The sequence below is a fragment of the Streptococcus sanguinis genome (assembly GCF_001078705.1).
Lineage (GTDB): Bacteria > Bacillota > Bacilli > Lactobacillales > Streptococcaceae > Streptococcus > Streptococcus sanguinis_D.
Window position 1 is genome coordinate 816227 of sequence record NZ_CDMW01000001.1, and the last position, 18675, is coordinate 834901.

Here is an 18675-nt window from a genome sequence, read left to right on the forward strand (position 1 = left end):
AGGGAATCTAACTAGGAAACTCTGAGAAAGGAGTTTCCTTTTTTATAAGAATTTTATCTTAAATGATGTCAAAAATTTGACTTGAAGGGTGCTCTAAGTTGTATAATAGTTACTATAAAGATATCAAAGGAGAAGAAACGATGAAATTGGCAGTTTATACAAAAGCAGGTCAAGTTGGACTGACTGATATTGATTGTCCGCAAATCATTGAGGCAGATGATGCCATTATTCGGATTGTTCGGACCTGTGTCTGTGGCTCTGACCTATGGCGCTACCGCAGTCCAGATATTGAAGCAGGCCATCAAAATAGTGGGCATGAAGCCATTGGAATTGTCGAAGAAATCGGGGATGCAGTAACGACTGTTAAACCTGGCGATTTTGTTATTGCTCCATTTACTCATGGATGCGGGCAATGTGATGCCTGTCGAGCAGGATTTGATGGCACTTGTGATTCTCATATTGGTAACAACTGGTCAAATGGAGTACAAGCAGAATATATGCGCTTCGAATTTGCTAACTGGGCTCTTATCAAAATTCCGGGCCAGCCCTCTGATTATACAGAAGGTATGCTCAAATCATTCTTGACACTGGCCGATGTCATGCCAACTGGCTATCATGCTGCACGTGTGGCAGATGTCAAGCCTGGTGATAAGGTGGTCGTTATTGGCGATGGAGCTGTGGGGCAATGCGCTGTGATTGCTGCTAAAATGCGTGGTGCTTCCCAAATCGTTCTCATGAGCCGTCACGAAGATCGGCAAAAGATGGCCTTAGAGTCAGGGGCGACAGCTGTTGTGGCTGAACGTGGTGAAGAAGGAATTACCAAGGTCCGTGAAATCCTTGGTGGTGGTGCAGATGCAGCTCTGGAATGTGTCGGAACAGAAGCAGCTGTTGATCAAGCTCTAGGAGTCCTGCACAACGGCGGCCGCTTGGGCTTTGTCGGTGTGCCTCACTATAATAACCGAGCTCTTGGTTCTACCTTTGCTCAAAATATTACAGTGGCAGGCGGTGCGGCCTCTGTCACGACTTACGACAAGCAAATCTTGCTCAAGGCAGTTCTTGATGGTGATATTAATCCAGGTCGCGTCTTTACTTCGAGCTACAAACTAGAAGATATTGATCAAGCTTATAAAGACATGGATGAACGCAAGACCATTAAGTCCATGATTGTCTTTGATTAGGTGTAGAAGAAAAACAGCCTTGCTGCGGTCTCTTTATGATGGCAGTAGGCTGTTTTTGCATGGCTTGTTAGTTCTTTTCATGAAAGAAAATTCATTATTTTTGTTCTCTGCACCAAGTTATCCATCTTGACCATTCGGCAGCTAGGTGGAGCTGGTGTTCTTTGATAAGGCTGTCTGGACAAAGGCTGGGGAATTCGACGCAGAATCGGGCTTCTAGGCCTTTTTCTGTGTCGCGAAACTGATGGCGAATGCCACCGATATTGCAACCATTCGCTAGACTGGCGGCACCGACAGTTTGGAAGGGATAAGACGCATCACGAGGCTCCACTATTTCAGCTTCACCACCAAGGTCAAGGAAAAACTGTGTTGGCAGTGGGCTGTTTCCTGCAGTCTCAATGACTTCCAGTTTGCTGCCGTGTGGCTGCATGGCATAATGGTCTGGACAGGTACCAAGATTGACTCGTTTATGAACATTTGTCTTTTCTAACATCAACTTTTCTAGCTTTTTACTGAAAGAAGCAGCAGTCAATCCACTTGCAAAAATCGTTACAACAGCTCTTTTTCGTGGTTTCTTGGACCATTTGGCCGCCCATTTCATCAAATATTGGCTCCATTTGAGTTTAGTTCCGATTTTCTGAATTAGCTCCTCGTATGTCAGCTTCATTTTTTCTTCCAGTAGGGCTTGGTCTAAAATCTCCGTGTTGTCAGTATTAGGTAGCTGTAGATTAAGCATCTTAGCTGCTTTAAGGGTTCTCTGCTTCCGCCATTGCTCAATTCTTTCTTGACTGACTTCCTTTTGATTGATAATAATCTTCATTTTTTAATCCTCTTGTTCTTGTCTTCTGCTTATATTTATTATATAGTGGGAGCTGGATGGCATACAAGCATCAATTTTAGAGAGACTGTTGCATTTTGAGGTGAATGGCATGTATGAGAAAAAAAGAAGAAAGACAGAAAAGCAGTTAGAGACTAGCTTGCTGCAGCTGATGAAAGAGCAGACTTTTGAAACTATCAGTATTCGTCAGCTGATTGACTTGGCAGAAGTGAATCGCAGTACCTTTTATCGGCATTTTCTGGATAAATATGATCTGCTTGAGAAGATAGAAAACCGCTTGCTAGATGATTTGCAGGTCTATTATCAAGAGGCTCTAGATTCTACTTGCTTGTTCAAGTTAGAAAAGGATTTTAAAGTGGAAGACTATATCCATGAGAAACAAAATCTTTTTCATTTTTTTGAGACTCACTTGGAAGACTTGGCCATTCTTTTGGGTCCAAATGGCAGTCCAACTAGTTCGCGGCGGTTGCAGGAAGCTTTGAGGGGGATTTTCTCGCAGAGTATTTCCTTGGCTGATCCACATTTAGAGTTGGTAGAAGCGGATTTGCTGCTGAATCATCAGGTCGCGTCCTTTATGGGAACTCTGACTTACTGGCTGGCTCATCCTTGTTATCAGGTTCAGCAAATGAGTGATTTTCATGCTAGGGTGACAGCAGTCGGTCTGGCGGGCTTTGTCAGAGAGCATATGGAGGGAGATTGACAGGATAGTTTTTCCAGTTTGCTTCTTTATGGTATAATAGATAGAATATCTCAAAGGAGGACAGCTTTGTTTTTAGCTTTTAAAGAGATTGTCTACAGTCGCGGGCGTTATCGTTTAGTGGTTGCTATGGTCTTTCTCATTACCTATATGGTTTTCTTTTTATCCAGTCTTTCCGTTGGTTTGGCTAGGCTCAATCGCTTGGCTTTGGACCAATGGCAGGCTGAGTCGATCGTTTTGTCGGAGTACGCCAATAAGAATCTGGTTTCTTCGACTCTCAAGGAAGAGGAGTACAGCCGCCTGCTTCAAGGGGACTCAATCGCTGCTTTGGGACAGACAGCAGCAGTGGCCAATTATGAAGATGGCACTGATAAACTCAATGCTCAGGTTTTTGGTCTGTCTTGGGATAGTTTTCTAGCGCCTGACATTATTGAGGGACGTCCTGCTGAGACTGCTTATGAAGTTATTGCGGATAAGCGCCTGCAGCAAAAAGGTGTAAAACTAGGGGATCAACTCCAGCTCAATGGCAGTGAGCGCCTCTATCAGGTTGTTGGCTTCACAGAGGATAACAGCTACTTAACTCAGCCAGTTCTCTTTATGACTCTGGAAGATTTCAGGGAATTAAAGTACGGCTCAAGTCAGGTTAAGAATATCAGTGCACTTGTGGTCAAGGATGGTCAGAAGATTGAAGAAGCTGGACTTAGTCAGCTCTCTATGAGTGATTTTATAGAAAATATCCCTGGTTATCAGCCTCAGGTACTGACTTTTTCCTTTATGATTGGGGCCATGGTTCTGATTACATTTTTGGTATTGGGAATTTTTATGTACATCATTACCATCCAAAAGACGCATCTTTATGGTATTATGCGCGCCCAAGGAATTGCCAGTGGGAAGATTATTGCTTCTATTTTTTGGCAGATTTTCATCCTGTCCACTCTGGGAATCAGCTTAGCTGTCTTGGCTCTTTTGGGAACCCAGCTAGTCTTGCCAGCTTCTATGCCTTTTTACAGTGACTGGCGAGCTTATGCTGGATTGATTGTCCTGATTGTTTTCATGTCACTGGCTGGCGGACTCTTGTCCATTCATCGGGTTCTGAAAATTGACCCTATCACAGCGATCGGAGGTGAGTAAATGTCAATCATAGAACTAAAAGGGGTTACAAAAGAATATGGTCAGGGGCATACGCTAGTTCAAGCCCTGAAACCAACTGATTTTCAACTGGAAGCAGGGCAGTTTGTAGCTATTATTGGGCCGTCAGGATCGGGTAAAACAACCTTTCTGACCTTGCTGGGCCATTTGCAAACTCCCTCAAAAGGACAGATTCTGCTGCATGGGAAAGATACCTTTCAGCTCAAGGAAAAGGAACGAGCAGCCCTACGTTTCAATGATTTCGGCTTTATTTTGCAAGCTTCCAATCTCATTCCTTTTCTGAAAATCGAAGACCAGTTCCAGCTGATTGACCGCTTATCTAAAAAAGAAAGGACAGAACTGGACAGTCTGATTGAGTTGCTGGATCTTAAAGGAACTCTCAAGCAGTATCCGAAAGAATTGTCTGGCGGGGAACGGCAGAGAGCTGCTATCGCCCGAGCACTTTACAACAGTCCTGATATTATCTTGGCTGATGAGCCGACAGCTAGTCTGGATACAGAGCGGGCCAAGCGCGTGGTCCATCTACTCAAAGAAGTGACCCAGAAATTCCATAAGAGCGTGGTCATGATTACCCATGATACCCGCTTGCTGGACGAGGTTGACAAGGTCTATGAGATGCAAGACGGAGTGCTGACTCAAGTTCGATAAAGTTTTAGAAGGTTTCGGCAATCAAACAGAGAAAAAACAAGGAGAGGACTATGATTCATTATAAAACAAATCCGCAGCTAGATTTTGCGGCAGTACTAGACCTCTATGATTCGGTTAGTTGGAGCAATTACACCAATCGTCCTCAGCAGTTAGAGCGGGCTTTCCATCAGTCCTTGTTTGTGATGGCGGCCTATGACGAAGATAAGTTGGTTGGTTTGATTCGAGCAGTCGGGGATGGACTTACCATTGTCTTCATTCAGGATTTGCTGGTGTATCCACACTACCAGCGTCAGGGGATTGGACGAAGCCTTCTTCAGAAAACATTGGAAAGATTTAAGGATGTTTACCAAATCCAGCTGGCAACGGAGCAGTCAGATAAAAATCTAGCGTTTTATCAAGAGCTCGGCTTTCGTCGACAGGAATATTTTGACTGTACTGGCATGATTTATGCACCTAATAAAAAGTAAAATTCTAGAGGAGCTTGTCAATAAGCTCCTTTTGTCATATTTACAAGAGGAAAGGGAAGTAGAACTAGACTTATGAAAATATTTCTCGTCCTTTTTTTGTTTTTTCTTGACAGTTAAATTGTCAGAATTTATAATAAAAGAAGAAAGGTGATAACGGTGTTATCGAATTGAAAGCATGAAAAAAGAAACAGATGAGTTAAATGAAAAAATCTTGAAAAGCGCGAGGAGTGAGTTCTTGGCTTATGGCTATCAAGATGCTTCACTGCGGAGAATTTGTCGCGCGGCTGGCTTGACAACTGGGGCACTTTATAAGCGCTATGAGAGTAAGGACAGTCTCTTTACTGCTCTGCTTGAGCCTACTCTGGCAGCCTTAGACCAGTATGGACAAGAGCAGAAGCGACGTGACTATGCTTTCCTAGAAGAGGGACACCTGTCTGACATGTGGGCCCATAGCTTGGAAGATCTCCAGTCCCTGATGCAGATTCTCTATGAGCATAAAGATATTATGCAGCTCTTGCTCTTTAAATCTCAGGGTTCTTCGCAAGCGGACTTCAGGATGCGTCTGCCTCATTTGGCTGCTGACGAGACTTATCGCTATTTGGAGCTGGCTTACAAAGAAGGTAAGATCAATCATTTGGTCAAACACGAGTTTCTGCGATCGTGCATGACAGCTTATTACACAGCTGTATTTGAGCCCTTGGCTCAAGACTGGCCCCAAGAGCAGGCGCTGGAATTTTGCCATTCCATCATGGACTTGTTTGACTGGGGAGGTTTGCTAGGTTTTTGATAGAAAGAAGGAAATTCTATGAAGAAAAAATCTGTTCTTGCTTGGATCTGGGACTTTGTTTCCCTTCATAAGATATATTTTGGACTCAGTCTGATTTTTGCCTTTGTCTCTGTACTTTCAGGATTTCTGCCTTATTTCTTTATTGGTGGAATGATTAATCAGCTCTTGGCTGGCAATAAAAACTGGAATTTCTACCTGCTACAGTCGGCATGGGCAGGTCTAGCCTGGATTGGCTACTGGGGATTTCATGGTATTTCCACCATGCTGTCACATACGGCTACTTTTAAGATTCTAGCGGAAATGCGGCACCGCCTGACAGACAAGCTGGCTAGGCTGCCTCTAGGTACAGTGCTTAGTCAGTCATCAGGCAGTTATAAAAACATTATCGTTGAGCGGGTGGATGCGACCGAAACGACCTTGGCCCACCTGATTCCAGAGTTTACTGCTGGGATTTTTGGTCCGATTATTGTTCTCATTGCTATGCTGGTTATTGATTGGCGGCTAACCTTGCTGTCTCTCCTGACTATTCCCATTGTGGCGCTGGCCTATATGCGGATGGTTGCTAATAGCGAAGCAGACTATCAAAATACTCTAGTCAAGACAAAAAAACTCAATGATACAGCGGTGGAATACATCAATGGGATTGAGGTTATCAAGGTTTTTGGCAAGGAAAAGTTCTCTTACGATAAGTTTGTGACAGCTGCTAGAGAAGGAGCAGACTGCTTTATTGAGTGGATGCGCAAGTTCAATCTGGAGATGGGCATTGTGACTGCTTTTCTGCCATCAGGCTTGCTCTTTCTGCTGCCGGCTGGCTGTTATTTCTATCTGCAAGGCAGCTTGACTGCCGGCAATTTCATTCTAATGATTATTCTTTCGCTCAGTCTTCTGACTCCTCTGATTTTAGTGGCTAGTTACATGGATGATTTACGGAAAATCGGCACTATTTTTGGTCAAGTCATTGATATTCTGGAAAAGCCTGATTTGAAAAGGCCTCAGGAGCTGCGAGAACTTCCAAAAGGAAGGGATCTGGTCATGACGGATGTCAGCTTTGGCTATACAGATGAAGAGGAGGTGCTACATGGCATTTCGCTAGATATTAAGGCTGGCAGCATCAATGCTTTAGTTGGGCCATCAGGCTCAGGTAAGTCTACAATTGCCAAGCTTCTAGCTTCTTTCTGGGATGTCACTTCTGGTCAGATTACCTATGGTGGCTTGGACATTCGCCAGCTTCCGCTAGACTATTACAGTCGGCAGATTGCTTACGTGACCCAAGATAACTATCTCTTTGATGAGACTATTATGGAAAATATCCGGATGGGAAATCCAGCAGCTTCTGATGAAGAGGTCATCGAAATTGCCCGTCGCTGCGGCTGTTATGACTTTATCATGAACTTAGAAGACGGCTTTGGAACTCAAGTAGGCTCTGGCGGCGGTCATCTATCTGGTGGGGAGCGTCAGCGGATTGCCATCGCCCGTGCCATGCTTAAGGATGCGCCGATTCTTATCTTGGATGAAGCGACTGCTTATACGGATCCGGAAAATGAAGCACGGATTCAGTCCAGTCTGGCTCGTCTGATTGAGGGTCGGACCTTGATTGTCATTGCTCACAGGCTGTCTACGATTATGAGTGCAGACCAGATAGTCCTGGTCAATGATGGTCGGATTGAAGCTAGAGGTCGGCATGAAGAATTGCTGGCAACCAGTCCGCTTTATGCTTCTATGTGGCAGGCCCATATTGCTACCAGGGATAGTGATGAGATGGAAGGAGGGCTGACTCATGCTTAATATACTGAAGAAATTCTTTGATTTCTGTACGGCAGAGGACCGTAGGAAATTTTATCAATCCATTTATCTGGGCATCATCAAGTCCTTTATCATCGCTCTGCGTATTCCAGCAATCGGCCTAGTCGTTATGGGACTGATTGAGAAGAATCTCTCTATCCAGACTTTCTGGCTGGCTCTGGGCATCATGCTGGTATCAACTGTGCTAAACGTCTGGATTACCCTGAAAATCACCATGCTACAGACAGAAGCTGGCTATCATACCTGTGCTCAGAAGCGGATTGAAATTGCCGAACACATGCGCTATCTGCCCATGGGTTACTTTAATCAAAATAGTTTGGGCAAGATTACCAGTGTTACGACTAATACGCTGGAAGGGCTGTCTGATGTAGCTACGCGAGTGGTTATGATGACTGTGCAGGGCTTTCTGACGACTGGTCTCATCACTATTTTGGTCTTTCTCTATGACTGGCGGGTTGGTCTGGTTCTCTTGGTGGGTCTCGTCCTCTTTCTCCTGCCAAATACCCTCATGCGTTGGCAAGTTGGCAAGGTTTCTGATGACAAGTATCAGGCGGATATGGACCTAGTAGCCGTTGTTTTGGAGTACAGCCAAGGGATTGCTGAAGTTAAGAACTACAATCTGGTCAACCGTTCTGCCAAGAAGCTGTCCAAGGCTATTGAAGGCAAGAGTCAGCTAGATACCAAAATGACACTCGTGACCTCACCTTACATTGCCCTCCAGGGCATGGTGACCAAGCTGACCGGTCTCTTTATGGGTCTTTTCTCTATCTATTTTTATCTCAATGGCAGTATGGAGCTGCTGGTAACCATTATGATGATTGTCAGTGGTTTTATGATTTATGAAAATCTTGACGGCGTTGGTTCTTTCTCTTCTCTCCTGCGCATTGTTGATCTGTCAGTTGATATGGTCAATCAAGTCTTGGCTATCCAGCCGATGGACATCAGCGGTCAGGATATTGAGCCTAAGAGCAGCCGGATTGAGTTGAGAAATGTTAGCTTCTCTTATGGAAATAAGAAAATCATTGACCGGGTTTCCCTCACCATTCCCGAAAAAACGACAACTGCTCTGGTCGGACCATCTGGATCAGGCAAGACAACGCTCTGCAACCTCATTGCCCGCTTCTGGGATGTGGACCATGGAAGTATCAGTTTGGACGGGCATGATGTTAGAGATTATAGCTATGACAGCCTGATTCGTAATTTCAGCTTTGTCTTCCAAAGCGTCTATCTCTTTGAGGATACTATTGCTAATAACATTCGTTTTGGTAAGCCAGAGGCCAGTCAGGAAGAAGTGATAGAGGCTGCCAAGAAAGCGGCCTGTCATGACTTTATCCTCTCACTGCCTGATGGCTATGATACCAAGATAGGTGAAGGAGGTGCCAGTCTTTCTGGAGGTGAGCGTCAGCGCATTTCCATCGCTCGGGCTATTATCAAGGATGCACCTATTATCATTCTTGATGAAGCAACAGCCAATGTTGACCCAGAAAACGAAGAAGCCCTCATGCAGGCTATTCAGGCTTTAACTCGCGATAAGACCATCATCATGATTGCCCACCGGCTCAAGACGGTTGAGCATGCAGACCAGATTTTGGTGCTGGATCAAGGCCGCATTGTCGAGCAAGGCAAACACCAAGACTTACTGGCCAAACAAGGTATCTATAGTAAGTTTATCCAAGAAAGAAAGATGGCTGTCAGCTGGCGGATTGAGATGGGGGAGTGATAGTATTTAAACCGTTGTCAATCAGCGGTTTTTTTACGTTTGATTTCACTCATTTCAGTCTTGACTGAAATGAGTGAAAGAGATATACTATAGGTAAGAGGTAACAGATATGAATCAGAAAAAGAAGATTAGTTTAAAGCCAGAGTTACAAAAGTTTATTGAGAATATTGCTGCCATTTATGAAGGTTATGGCATTCCGCGTATTGGGGGTCGGATTTTCGGTTTGAGCCTTGTTTTTGGAGAACCTTTGTCGGCAGAAGATATGTCGGCTCTCCTTCAAGCAAGCAGGAGCAGTATTTCTACCAATATTCGAGCATTGATGCTCAATGGCTGGATAGAAAAGGTTACCTTTCCTGGAGATAGGATTGACTATTTTAGATTTTCCCCCCAGGCTTGGGAACGAGTTCTCGAACATCGAAAAGAAGCTTTATTTCCAATCAAGCAGATTGTTGAAAGGGGACAGCAGGAATTGGCTGAAGATTCGCTCGAACACCAGCAGTTAGAAGACATGAAAGCATGGCTGGATATCCAGGCTCATTATCAGGAGGAAATGTTGAAGGCTTGGCGGAAACATATCAGAGACAAGCAAAGAGGGTGACGAAGATGTATGGAAATCCTTATCAATATTTATCGGGAAATATTGGAGACAAAAAACTCATTCGAGCGGGTTTTGAAGAAAAACTCTATGATACAGGACAGATTAAACTGAATTATGTTGTGGGACCAGACAATGGACCCAATCTTCTGCTTATTCCAGCTCAAATGGGAACTTGGGAATCTTATGGTAAAGTCCTGATTCCTCTTTCTCAGCAGTTCAAGGTATATGCTATTGATATTCGGGGGCATGGCAAGTCCAGCTGGACACCAGGAGATTATTCTTGGTCTATAATCGGTCAGGATATGCGTTCCTTTATTGACAATGTCGTCCAAGGGAAAGTCATCATTTCGGGAAATTCTTCAGGAGGGATTATCGCTCTTTGGTGTGCAGCCAATTTGGGTTCGGAAGTGGCAGGAATTGTCATTGAGGATGCTCCTGTCTTTTCTGCAGAGATGCCTCGTTTTAAGGAGAGGGACCGTTTTGTTTACAATGGTCTCAAGCATGTGGTAGAAAAATTAGGGGATTTGGACAATCGTGATTTGGCGGATTATTTTTCAGGTCAGGAGATGCCTGTCTCGGAGAATCGGGTTAAAAAAATGCCTGACTGGATGATTCGTTTATTATCAAAGCGAATCAAAAAATTTCAAACAAATCATCCCAACCAGCCACTGGAAGTTGGTTTTCCATCTGCCTTGAAGCAGCTTCTGAAATCACTGTCCATGTTTGATCCAGATTTTGCTCGCGCTTTTGTGGATGGCCGATTTTATCAAGGCATTCATCATGCTGAAGCCCTGAAAGCAAGCGCTTGTCCAATACTATGTCTCCATGCTAACTGGAAAAGATATGAGAAGTACGGTCTAGTTGGGGCTCTAGATGACCAGGACGTTCAGCATATTCTGGAGTTGGCGCCACAGACTATTTACAAAAAAATTCCAGCTAACCATGTCATCCACGCATTTAAACCTCGTTGCTATATCCATGCTTTACTGGAGTTTAAAGACACAATTCAGAACAGCTAAAGCAAGTCAAGTGGCTTGCTGTTTTTCATTTATTGGTAGGAATGGTATAATAGTTGATAGTCATGAGAAGTAGATTAGTGAATTTGGGAGAATGATGAAAAAGAGAGTTAGAAATAATAAATGATAGCGATATAATCTATCAACTTGGAAAAGAAAAGGAATAAAGATTTTAATTTTAGATGAAGAGGTACCCCATGAATGAAATCAAATGCCCCAACTGCGGGGAGGTTTTTACTGTCAATGAGAGCCAGTATAGTGAGCTTTTGTCGCAGGTTCGGACAGCAGAGTTTGACAAGGAGATTCATGCTCGGATTGAGCAGGAACTTGCTTTAGCAGAGCAAAAATCCCAGAATGCCCAACAAGCTCTGCTATCACAGAAAGAACAGGAAATTAGCAATCTTCAAAGTCAGATTGCGCAGTTTGAGACCCAGCAGGAATTGGCAAAGAAAGAGGCGGAGCAGGCAGCTAGTCTTCAATTGCAGGAGAAGGATAAGGAAGTTCAGCAATTGGAAAGTCAGTTGACTACTCTGCGCTTGGAGCATGAAAATCAACTGCAAAAGACCTTATCTGCGCTGGAAAAAGAGCGAGACGAGGTTAAGAATCAGCTAGTTTTGCAAGAAAAGGAAGCAGCGCTAGCTCAGACCTCGCTCAAAGAGCGCTATGAGGTAGAGCTGCGGCAGAAAAATGAGACCATAGAGTTCTACAAGGATTTTAAAGCCAAGCAGTCCACTAAGATGATTGGCGAGAGTTTGGAACAGCACTGCGAGTACGAGTTTAACAAGAATCGCATGGCTATGTTTCCGCGAGCGGAGTTTGGCAAGGACAATGACGCTAGAACCGGCAGCAAGGGGGACTACATTTACCGTGAGGTAGATGAAAATGGTGTAGAAATCCTCTCCATCATGTTTGAGATGAAAAATGAAGGCGATGAGACGGCGACCAAGAAGAAAAACGAGCATTTCTTCAAAGAGTTGGATAAGGACAGGCGGGAGAAAGGCTGTGAGTATGCTATTCTGGTGACACTTCTAGAGGCTGACAGCGAGCTCTACAATTCGGGTATTGTCGATGTGTCCTATGCCTATGAGAAGATGTATGTTATCCGACCACAGTTCTTCTTGCCCATGATTACCCTCTTGCGTAATGCTGCGCTCAACTCGCTCCAGTACAAGCAGGAACTGGCCTTGGTTAGGGAGCAGAACATTGATATTACGCATTTTGAGGAAGATTTGGATGCCTTTAAAGTAGCTTTTGCCAAGAACTATCAGTCTGCTTCGACCAACTTTGGCAAGGCCATCGAAGAGATTGACAAGGCCATCCGTCGGATGGAAGAAATCAAGAAGTTCCTGACGACCTCTGAAAACCAGCTGCGCTTAGCAAATAACAAACTGGACGACGTCTCTGTCAAAAAACTGACACGCAAAAATCCTACCATGAAAGCTAAGTTTGAAGCTTTGAAGGGAGACTAGGTGGATACTATGCAGATACGAAAAGCAACCGTGAAAGATGCTGAAGCCTTACTGTCTCTATACGAAGACTTGGGCTATCCAACGACTGCTTCTAAGCTGGCTCGACGTTTAGAAACGATTCTTTCTCAGCCGCATTATGGCTGTCTTTTAGCTGAAAGAAACGGAGAAATTTTAGGTTTCTTAGGTTATGCAAAGCTCTTCTTTTTTGAAACAGATGGATCTTACTATCGTATTTTAGCTTTGTCAGTTGCAAAAGAAGCAAGACGACAAGGAATTGCTAGTAGGCTAATCGATGAATTGAAAAAACAAGCGGTAAAAGAAGGAGTTAAGGCGCTGGCTCTAAATAGTGGATTAACTGCTGAACGAAATGCTGCACATCAGTTTTATCAGGCGGTTGGATTTGAAAAAGTGACTGCCGGCTTTGCTCTGCATTTAAAAAGTCAACATGAATAAACATGATAAATCAGTAGGGAAAACGAAGTAATGTCTTCAACAAAAGGGAAAACCTTATATTTTAACGATAAGAGCATGGACTATGTGACCTTTGGAAAAGGGAAGAAGCCTCTGCTCATCATTCCAGGTCTAGGGGATGGTTTGGCGACTGTTAAGGGAATGGCGCAAATGCTTGCCCTAGCTTATAGGGAATTCGCAGCAGCATATCAAGTGTATGTTTTTAGCAGAATCAATGAGTTGCCAGAAAATTATACAACACGAGATATGGCGACTGATACAGCTGAAGCTATGGATGTTTTAGGTCTGAAAACGGTAGCTGTCCTAGGAATTTCCCAAGGCGGTATGCTTGCCCAATGGTTGGCAGCAGATTTCCCAGAAAGAGTTGAAAAATTGATTTTGACAGTTACTACTACGAAACTGAATAATCTTGGTAGGGAGAGGATTACTCGCTGGCTTGAGTTGAGTCAGACTGGAGCTTATAAAGAACTAATGTTGGATATTGCAAGTCACTCTTATACGCCAAAATCCTTTGGAAAGTTTAAATACCTTTATCGAATAATGGGAATCTTTGGTCGTATTAAAGATAAACAGCGGATTGCTATTCAGGCCATCTCATGCTTAAGACATGATAGTCTGGCAGTTCTGGAAAAGATTAACTGTCCTACGCTAATCATCGGAGCAGAAGAAGATGTTCTAGGTGTGGGAGCTTCGCTCGAATTGCATCAACATATCAAAGATAGCCAGCTCACTATTTTGCCAGACTGTGGCCACGCACTCTATGAACAGCATAAGGATTTCCAAAAGAGAGTTTTAGTATTTTTAGAAAGTTAATCAATGAACGGAATTATCAACTTAAGAAAAGAAGCGGGCATGACCTCGCATGATGCGGTATTTAAGCTGCGCAAGATTTTAAAAACCAAGAAAATCGGTCATGGGGGCACCTTGGATCCAGATGTGGTAGGGGTGCTTCCGATTGCTGTGGGCAAGGCGACGCGCTTGGTCGAGTTTATGCAGGAGGAAGGCAAGGTCTACGAGGGGGAGATTACTCTGGGCTGCTCAACAACGACAGAGGATGCTAGCGGAGACATCCTTGATCGGACGCCAGTGACGGAACTTTTAGAAGAAGCTCTCATTGATGAAGCCATGGAGTCCATGACCGGTGAGATTCGCCAGATTCCGCCCATGTACTCTGCAGTCAAGGTAAATGGACGCAAGCTTTATGAGTATGCAAGAGCGGGTCAAGAAGTGGAGCGGCCAGAGCGGCAGGTGACCATCTATAGTTTCGAGCGCACCAGTCCAGTTTCTTACGAAGATGAGCAGGCTCGTTTCCGCTTTCGGGTCAAATGTAGCAAGGGGACCTATGTCCGAACTCTGTCTGTTGATTTGGGAGCCAAGCTTGGCTTTGCCAGTCACATGTCCCAGCTGACACGGACTTCTTCAGCAGGTATGAGCTTAGATGATGCCTTGACCTTGGATGAAATAGCGGAGCAAGTAGCAACGGAGGATTTCTCCTTTCTCCAACCACTCGAATTGGGAATCGGAGATTTAGTTAAGGTCGAGCTTTCTGACGAGCAGGTCGAGGACGTGAGAAACGGTCGTTTTATCAGCTTGATGTCAGAAGAAGCTGAGCTAGCTGGCTTCTATAAGGAAAAGTTAGTAGCCATTTTAGAAAAGCGGGAAGCAGTTTACAAGCCTCGCAAGGTCTTCCTTTAATATTAACAGTAGAATTGTCAAAAGATTGTTATTCTTTTGTAATATGAAATGTGCGCTTGCATGTTATAATAATTTCATTAAACCTCACAAAAGGACAGCAACTGCACAACTGCTGTCCTTTTGTTTTTCTTTTTTCAGATTTTGACAAACATCCTGTCTTAGAGCGGTAAAAATCTTTTTGTTTATTTTGCGTTTTCACACGGTAGGTATATTGTAAAAATCCCAAATGCGTAGTAAAATAGAGGAATGATGATAACCAAGAGAATTATAGATGAAAAAGGGATTGATCAGACAGAAGATACGGTCCTTGTTCTAGGCTATTTCGATGGGCTGCATAAGGGCCACCAAGCACTCTTTGAGAAAGCGAGAGAAATTGCTGATGAGCAAGGTCTAAAGATTGCAGTGCTAACCTTCCCGGAGTCGCCTAAGCTAGCCTTTGTCCGCTATCAGCCTGAACTCATGCTGCATCTAGCTAGTCCTGAAGACCGGATGGCTCAGCTGGAAAGTCTGGGTGTTGACTATCTTTACCTGATTGATTTTACTAGCCATTTTGCAGGCAATACAGCCCGAGACTTTTTTGAGAAATACGTGTCTCGTCTGCGCGCCAAGGCTGTGGTAGCCGGCTTTGACTATCATTTTGGCTCAGACCGCAAAGAGTCACATGAGCTGAGAGATTATTTTAATGGCAAGATTGTTATCGTTCCCTCGGTTAATCTAGATAATCGGAAGATTTCTTCCACTCGGATTCGGGAGACGATTGCCGTCGGAGATATGCTGAAAACTCAAGAATTGCTGGGCTACCCTCTGTCCACTCGAGGAATTGTGGTTCATGGCAATGCCAGAGGACGGACGATTGGCTATCCAACAGCCAATCTTGCTCCCTTGGATCGAGTCCTTCTTCCAGGAGATGGCGTCTATGTCGCGGACGTTGAGCACAATGGTCAGCGCTATCGTGGTATGGCTAGTGTTGGGAAAAATGTAACTTTTGACGGGGATGAACTCCGTTTTGAGGTCAATATCTTTGATTTTTCTCAGGATATCTATGGCGATATCATTCGGATTTTCTGGATGGATAAGATTCGCGAGATGGTTAAGTTCGATAGTATTGATAAGCTGGTCGCTCAGCTGCAGAGCGATGAGGAGATTGCTAAAAGTTGGACTGCTTATCGAAATAGTTGAAAAATTTATATTTTCATGACATTCGGCAGTAATTTTCAAAAAAATATAGTCAAGCCAAATAAAATTTAGTATAATAGAGGTAGTTATTATACAGAATTAGAAGAGAAACGCATGATTACATTATTTTTATCGCCGAGTTGTACTTCTTGCCGTAAGGCGCGTGCTTGGCTGCTAAATCATGAAGTGCCCTTTCAGGAACATAATATCATGACGAGCCCTCTGTCAGCTCCCGAATTGCAACACATTCTTTCTCTGACAGAGAACGGTACAGACGACATTATTTCAACTCGCTCAAAAATTTTTCAGAAATTAGATTTGGATGTGGAGGATTTATCCATTTCAACCTTGATTCAGTTGATTGAGGAAAATCCCAGTCTTTTGCGACGCCCAATTATTTTAGACGGCAAACGGATGCAAATCGGCTTTAACGAGGATGAAATTCGTGCTTTCTTGCCTCGGAGTTATCGTAAGGAAGAGTTAAGATCCGCAACCATGCGGGCAGATATTCAGTAAAGATGAACAAAAATTATAGTTACCCACTAGATTTATCGTGGAGCACTGAAGAGCTTGCTTCGGTGCTCTCTTTTTTTAATGATGTAGAAGCAGCTTATGAACAGAAAGTCCAAGCGGAAAAGCTCTTGAAGTCCTATGCGGCTTTCAAGCAAGTTGTTCCGAGCAAGGGTCAAGAGAAGCGAATCGGACGAGAGTTCGAAAACCTCAGCGGTTATTCGCTTTATCGTGCTGTTCAAGAGGCAAAAAGTAAAGGTAAAGGAAGCATTTCTCTTGGAAAATAAATTTCATTTTGCTAAAGAAATCATCTACCAAGCTGGTGCTTTTTTGAGGGAACATCTCTATGATGATTTGGATGTGAGTCAAAAGACCAGTGCCACTGACTTGGTCACCCAGATGGACCGGAAGGTTCAGGATGATTTGGTGGCTAAGATTCTAGCCCGCTATCCGCAGGATGCTATTTTAGCGGAGGAAAATGGACTCCGACATAATATTGCTGATGGCAATGTCTGGGTGATAGATCCAATCGACGGGACCACCAACTTTATCACTCAGAAAGCTGATTTTGCTGTTATGATTGCCTATTTTGAAGAGGGCATTGGTCGTTTTGGCTTGATCTATGATGTGACCAGAGACCAGCTCTATCATGGTGGCGGAGACTTTGATGTCTATTGTAACGACTGGAAACTTCCTGCTTTTGAGGACCGGCCTTTTCAAGATTTTCTCATGGCTTCTAATGCCGGTATGCTGCAAGCCAATGATTGGGGCTTGGCAAACTTGGCCCGAGAGTGTTTAGGGGTTCGGGTTTATGGCAGTGCTGGGATTAGCTTTAGCAAGGTACTGTCTGGTGGCCTCTTGGCTTATTTTTCCTACAACTGGCCTTGGGATTATGCAGCGGCTTCGATTATGGCGGAGAAGCTAGACTTTATCGTCCAGACCTTGGATGGCAGTCAGCTAAATTTCCAGACTCGGCAGCCTGTCATGATGGCGCCTAAGTGCAAACTATCGGCTCTGAAGCCTTATTTAGAAAAGGGGAAGCAGTAGATGGACTTTCCTAAAGGTTTTAAAGAAAAATATGAGCAGATTTTAGGCGCAGAAGCAGCAGAATTTTTTGCGACTTTTGAAGAGGAGCCGATTTCGGCCTTTCGCAGCAATCCTCTGAAAGAAGGCCAGCAGAATTTCTCAGATGCCATTCCTCAGACAGATTGGGGCTTTTATGGCAAGGTGTCTGGCAAGTCTGCTGAGCATGTGACTGGTCTGGTTTATTCGCAGGAGCCAGCAGCTCAGATGGTGGCTCAGATAGCAGCGCCATCTAAGGGTATGAAGGTCCTAGATTTAGCTGCAGCACCAGGTGGCAAGTCAACTCATCTTTTATCTTTTTTAGATAATACTGGCCTGCTGGTCTCCAATGAAATCAATAGTAAACGCTCTAAAATCTTAGTTGAGAACATTGAGCGCTTTGGTGCTAGAAATGTGGTGGTTACCAATGAATCAGCTGACAGTCTGGCTCAGGTTTTCGAGGGCTATTTTGATTTGATTGTGCTGGATGCCCCTTGTTCGGGGGAGGGCATGTTTCGCAAGCAGCCAGATGCTACCCAGTATTGGACTCCAGATTATCCAGCTCAATGCGCCCAGCTCCAGCGAGAGATTTCAACAGCTGCTATGAGCATGCTGGCCAAGGACGGTCGGCTAGTTTATTCGACCTGTACTTGGGCTCCTGAAGAAAATGAAGACATCGTTGCTTGGTTACTGGAAGAATTTCCACTTGAACTGATTGATATTCCTAAGATAAACGGGATGGCTGAAGGGATTGGCTTTCCTGAGACAGCTCGGATGTATCCGCATCGCTTCAAAGGTGAAGGTCAGTTTGCAGCCCATTTTCGCTTTACTGGTGAGAATAGCTGCAAGAAAATTAAATCAGGTAAGAATCGTTTGACGAGCGAGCAAAGAAAGCTATGGCAGGATTTTGAGAGCAAGCATCTAAAAACAGTCTTGACTGGTGACCTGCAGACCTTTGGGGACAATCTTTATTTGTTGCCAGCTGGCCTGCCAGACCTGTCCAAGCTAAAGATTGCTCGTAACGGTTTGCATCTAGGAACGTTTAAGAAGAATCGCTTTGAGCCTAGCTTTGCCCTAGGCTTGGCTATGAAGCCCAGCGAAGTTCTGAATCGAGTTGAAATCAGTAATCAGGACTTCAAGAAATATGCGGCAGGTGAGACGATTGAACTGGCAGAACCACAGCCGAACGGCTGGTACCAGCTGGTCCTTGGCGGGAACGGTCTGGGCTTTGCAAAAGTGACTGGAAAAACCCTGAAAAATTATTTTCCAAAAGGCCTGAGATTTAGATAAAATATTAGGAAAAGCTGGTATTATATGATATAGTTGAAGATGTGAATGTATTGAAAAAAACTTCTTTCTTCTAAGTAAGAAATACTAAAGATACTTCCCATCCT

At 44.1% G+C, this 18675-nt stretch carries 20 protein-coding genes; 19 read left to right on the forward strand and 1 reads right to left on the reverse strand.

The annotated features are described in order from the left end of the window. The first annotated feature begins 140 nt into the window (after positions 1–140). Positions 141–1178: a zinc-binding dehydrogenase gene (locus SSV_RS04150; RefSeq protein WP_072073798.1), complete on the forward strand. Its 1038-nt coding sequence runs from the start codon at positions 141–143 to the stop codon at positions 1176–1178. Positions 1179–1272: 94 nt separating this feature from the next. On the opposite strand, the gene SSV_RS04155 is transcribed toward SSV_RS04150, so the two are convergent. Further along, positions 1273–1995 (reverse strand): hypothetical protein, encoded by a 723-nt coding sequence (locus SSV_RS04155; RefSeq protein WP_072073799.1) that lies wholly within the window; start codon positions 1993–1995, stop codon positions 1273–1275. Positions 1996–2104: 109 nt separating this feature from the next. Here SSV_RS04155 and SSV_RS04160 point away from each other — a divergent pair, with 109 nt between their 5' ends. The 18 genes from SSV_RS04160 to SSV_RS04245 all read left to right on the forward strand — a co-directional run bounded on the left by SSV_RS04160 (position 2105) and on the right by SSV_RS04245 (position 18571). Continuing rightward, positions 2105–2713: a TetR/AcrR family transcriptional regulator gene (locus SSV_RS04160; RefSeq protein WP_072073800.1), complete on the forward strand. Its 609-nt coding sequence runs from the start codon at positions 2105–2107 to the stop codon at positions 2711–2713. Between the two features lie 66 nt (positions 2714–2779). After that, the gene (locus tag SSV_RS04165) at positions 2780–3841 is read left to right on the forward strand and encodes an ABC transporter permease (RefSeq protein ID WP_176693553.1); all 1062 of its coding nucleotides are present in this window, start codon (positions 2780–2782) and stop codon (positions 3839–3841) included. Continuing rightward, a complete protein-coding gene (locus SSV_RS04170) occupies positions 3842–4507 on the forward strand; it encodes an ABC transporter ATP-binding protein (protein WP_072073801.1) in 666 nt (221 codons plus the stop codon). 50 nt (positions 4508–4557) lie between these two features. After that, positions 4558–4974, forward strand: coding sequence for a GNAT family N-acetyltransferase (locus SSV_RS04175; protein WP_072073802.1), 417 nt, complete (start codon positions 4558–4560; stop codon positions 4972–4974). A 175-nt stretch (positions 4975–5149) separates the two neighbouring features. Beyond that, entirely contained in the window at positions 5150–5761 is a 612-nt protein-coding gene (locus SSV_RS04180; protein WP_072073803.1) for a TetR/AcrR family transcriptional regulator, read from the forward strand. 18 nt (positions 5762–5779) lie between these two features. Then, positions 5780–7546 (forward strand): ABC transporter ATP-binding protein, encoded by a 1767-nt coding sequence (locus SSV_RS04185; protein ID WP_072073804.1) that lies wholly within the window; start codon positions 5780–5782, stop codon positions 7544–7546. Continuing rightward, positions 7539–9284, forward strand: coding sequence for an ABC transporter ATP-binding protein (locus tag SSV_RS04190; protein ID WP_072073805.1), 1746 nt, complete (start codon positions 7539–7541; stop codon positions 9282–9284). The genes SSV_RS04185 and SSV_RS04190 overlap by 8 nt, the downstream gene beginning before the upstream one ends. A gap of 109 nt (positions 9285–9393) precedes the next feature. After that, complete coding sequence (locus SSV_RS04195; protein WP_072073806.1) at positions 9394–9882, forward strand: GbsR/MarR family transcriptional regulator; 489 nt, start codon at positions 9394–9396, stop codon at positions 9880–9882. Positions 9883–9887: 5 nt separating this feature from the next. After that, a complete protein-coding gene (locus tag SSV_RS04200; RefSeq protein ID WP_072073807.1) occupies positions 9888–10901 on the forward strand; it encodes an alpha/beta fold hydrolase in 1014 nt (337 codons plus the stop codon). Positions 10902–11095: 194 nt separating this feature from the next. After that, positions 11096–12367, forward strand: coding sequence for a DUF2130 domain-containing protein (locus SSV_RS04205; protein ID WP_072073808.1), 1272 nt, complete (start codon positions 11096–11098; stop codon positions 12365–12367). Between the two features lie 9 nt (positions 12368–12376). After that, positions 12377–12820 carry a GNAT family N-acetyltransferase gene (locus SSV_RS04210; RefSeq protein WP_072074912.1) on the forward strand — a complete coding sequence of 148 codons (444 nt, stop codon included), beginning with the start codon at positions 12377–12379 and terminating at the stop codon, positions 12818–12820. A 30-nt stretch (positions 12821–12850) separates the two neighbouring features. After that, entirely contained in the window at positions 12851–13651 is an 801-nt protein-coding gene (locus tag SSV_RS04215; RefSeq protein WP_072073809.1) for an alpha/beta fold hydrolase, read from the forward strand. A 3-nt stretch (positions 13652–13654) separates the two neighbouring features. Continuing rightward, a complete protein-coding gene (gene truB / locus SSV_RS04220) occupies positions 13655–14533 on the forward strand; it encodes a tRNA pseudouridine(55) synthase TruB (protein ID WP_072073810.1) in 879 nt (292 codons plus the stop codon). A gap of 249 nt (positions 14534–14782) precedes the next feature. Continuing rightward, a complete protein-coding gene (locus SSV_RS04225; RefSeq protein WP_304362494.1) occupies positions 14783–15712 on the forward strand; it encodes a bifunctional riboflavin kinase/FAD synthetase in 930 nt (309 codons plus the stop codon). A gap of 111 nt (positions 15713–15823) precedes the next feature. After that, positions 15824–16225 carry a Spx/MgsR family RNA polymerase-binding regulatory protein gene (locus tag SSV_RS04230; protein ID WP_002906786.1) on the forward strand — a complete coding sequence of 134 codons (402 nt, stop codon included), beginning with the start codon at positions 15824–15826 and terminating at the stop codon, positions 16223–16225. A 2-nt stretch (positions 16226–16227) separates the two neighbouring features. Beyond that, complete coding sequence (locus SSV_RS04235; protein ID WP_072073812.1) at positions 16228–16506, forward strand: UPF0223 family protein; 279 nt, start codon at positions 16228–16230, stop codon at positions 16504–16506. Then, the gene (locus SSV_RS04240) at positions 16496–17266 is read left to right on the forward strand and encodes an inositol monophosphatase family protein (protein ID WP_176693554.1); all 771 of its coding nucleotides are present in this window, start codon (positions 16496–16498) and stop codon (positions 17264–17266) included. Before SSV_RS04235 ends, SSV_RS04240 begins: the two co-directional genes overlap by 11 nt. Beyond that, positions 17267–18571 carry an RsmF rRNA methyltransferase first C-terminal domain-containing protein gene (locus SSV_RS04245; RefSeq protein ID WP_072073814.1) on the forward strand — a complete coding sequence of 435 codons (1305 nt, stop codon included), beginning with the start codon at positions 17267–17269 and terminating at the stop codon, positions 18569–18571. It abuts the gene before it with no gap. Positions 18572–18675: the final 104 nt, after the last annotated feature.

Bases quoted from the DNA above. Each gene is read 5' to 3' on its own strand.
- SSV_RS04150 (WP_072073798.1), top strand. From the start codon at position 141: ATGAAATTGGCAGTTTATACAAAAGCAGGTCAAGTTGGACTGACTGAT.
- SSV_RS04155 (WP_072073799.1), bottom strand. From the start codon at position 1,995: ATGAAGATTATTATCAATCAAAAGGAAGTCAGTCAAGAAAGAATTGAG.
- SSV_RS04160 (WP_072073800.1), top strand. From the start codon at position 2,105: ATGTATGAGAAAAAAAGAAGAAAGACAGAAAAGCAGTTAGAGACTAGC.
- SSV_RS04170 (WP_072073801.1), top strand. From the start codon at position 3,842: ATGTCAATCATAGAACTAAAAGGGGTTACAAAAGAATATGGTCAGGGG.
- SSV_RS04175 (WP_072073802.1), top strand. From the start codon at position 4,558: ATGATTCATTATAAAACAAATCCGCAGCTAGATTTTGCGGCAGTACTA.
- SSV_RS04180 (WP_072073803.1), top strand. From the start codon at position 5,150: ATGAAAAAAGAAACAGATGAGTTAAATGAAAAAATCTTGAAAAGCGCG.
- SSV_RS04185 (WP_072073804.1), top strand. From the start codon at position 5,780: ATGAAGAAAAAATCTGTTCTTGCTTGGATCTGGGACTTTGTTTCCCTT.
- SSV_RS04190 (WP_072073805.1), top strand. From the start codon at position 7,539: ATGCTTAATATACTGAAGAAATTCTTTGATTTCTGTACGGCAGAGGAC.
- SSV_RS04195 (WP_072073806.1), top strand. From the start codon at position 9,394: ATGAATCAGAAAAAGAAGATTAGTTTAAAGCCAGAGTTACAAAAGTTT.
- SSV_RS04200 (WP_072073807.1), top strand. From the start codon at position 9,888: ATGTATGGAAATCCTTATCAATATTTATCGGGAAATATTGGAGACAAA.
- SSV_RS04205 (WP_072073808.1), top strand. From the start codon at position 11,096: ATGAATGAAATCAAATGCCCCAACTGCGGGGAGGTTTTTACTGTCAAT.
- SSV_RS04210 (WP_072074912.1), top strand. From the start codon at position 12,377: ATGCAGATACGAAAAGCAACCGTGAAAGATGCTGAAGCCTTACTGTCT.
- SSV_RS04215 (WP_072073809.1), top strand. From the start codon at position 12,851: ATGTCTTCAACAAAAGGGAAAACCTTATATTTTAACGATAAGAGCATG.
- truB (WP_072073810.1), top strand. From the start codon at position 13,655: ATGAACGGAATTATCAACTTAAGAAAAGAAGCGGGCATGACCTCGCAT.
- SSV_RS04225 (WP_304362494.1), top strand. From the start codon at position 14,783: ATGATAACCAAGAGAATTATAGATGAAAAAGGGATTGATCAGACAGAA.
- SSV_RS04230 (WP_002906786.1), top strand. From the start codon at position 15,824: ATGATTACATTATTTTTATCGCCGAGTTGTACTTCTTGCCGTAAGGCG.
- SSV_RS04235 (WP_072073812.1), top strand. From the start codon at position 16,228: ATGAACAAAAATTATAGTTACCCACTAGATTTATCGTGGAGCACTGAA.
- SSV_RS04245 (WP_072073814.1), top strand. From the start codon at position 17,267: ATGGACTTTCCTAAAGGTTTTAAAGAAAAATATGAGCAGATTTTAGGC.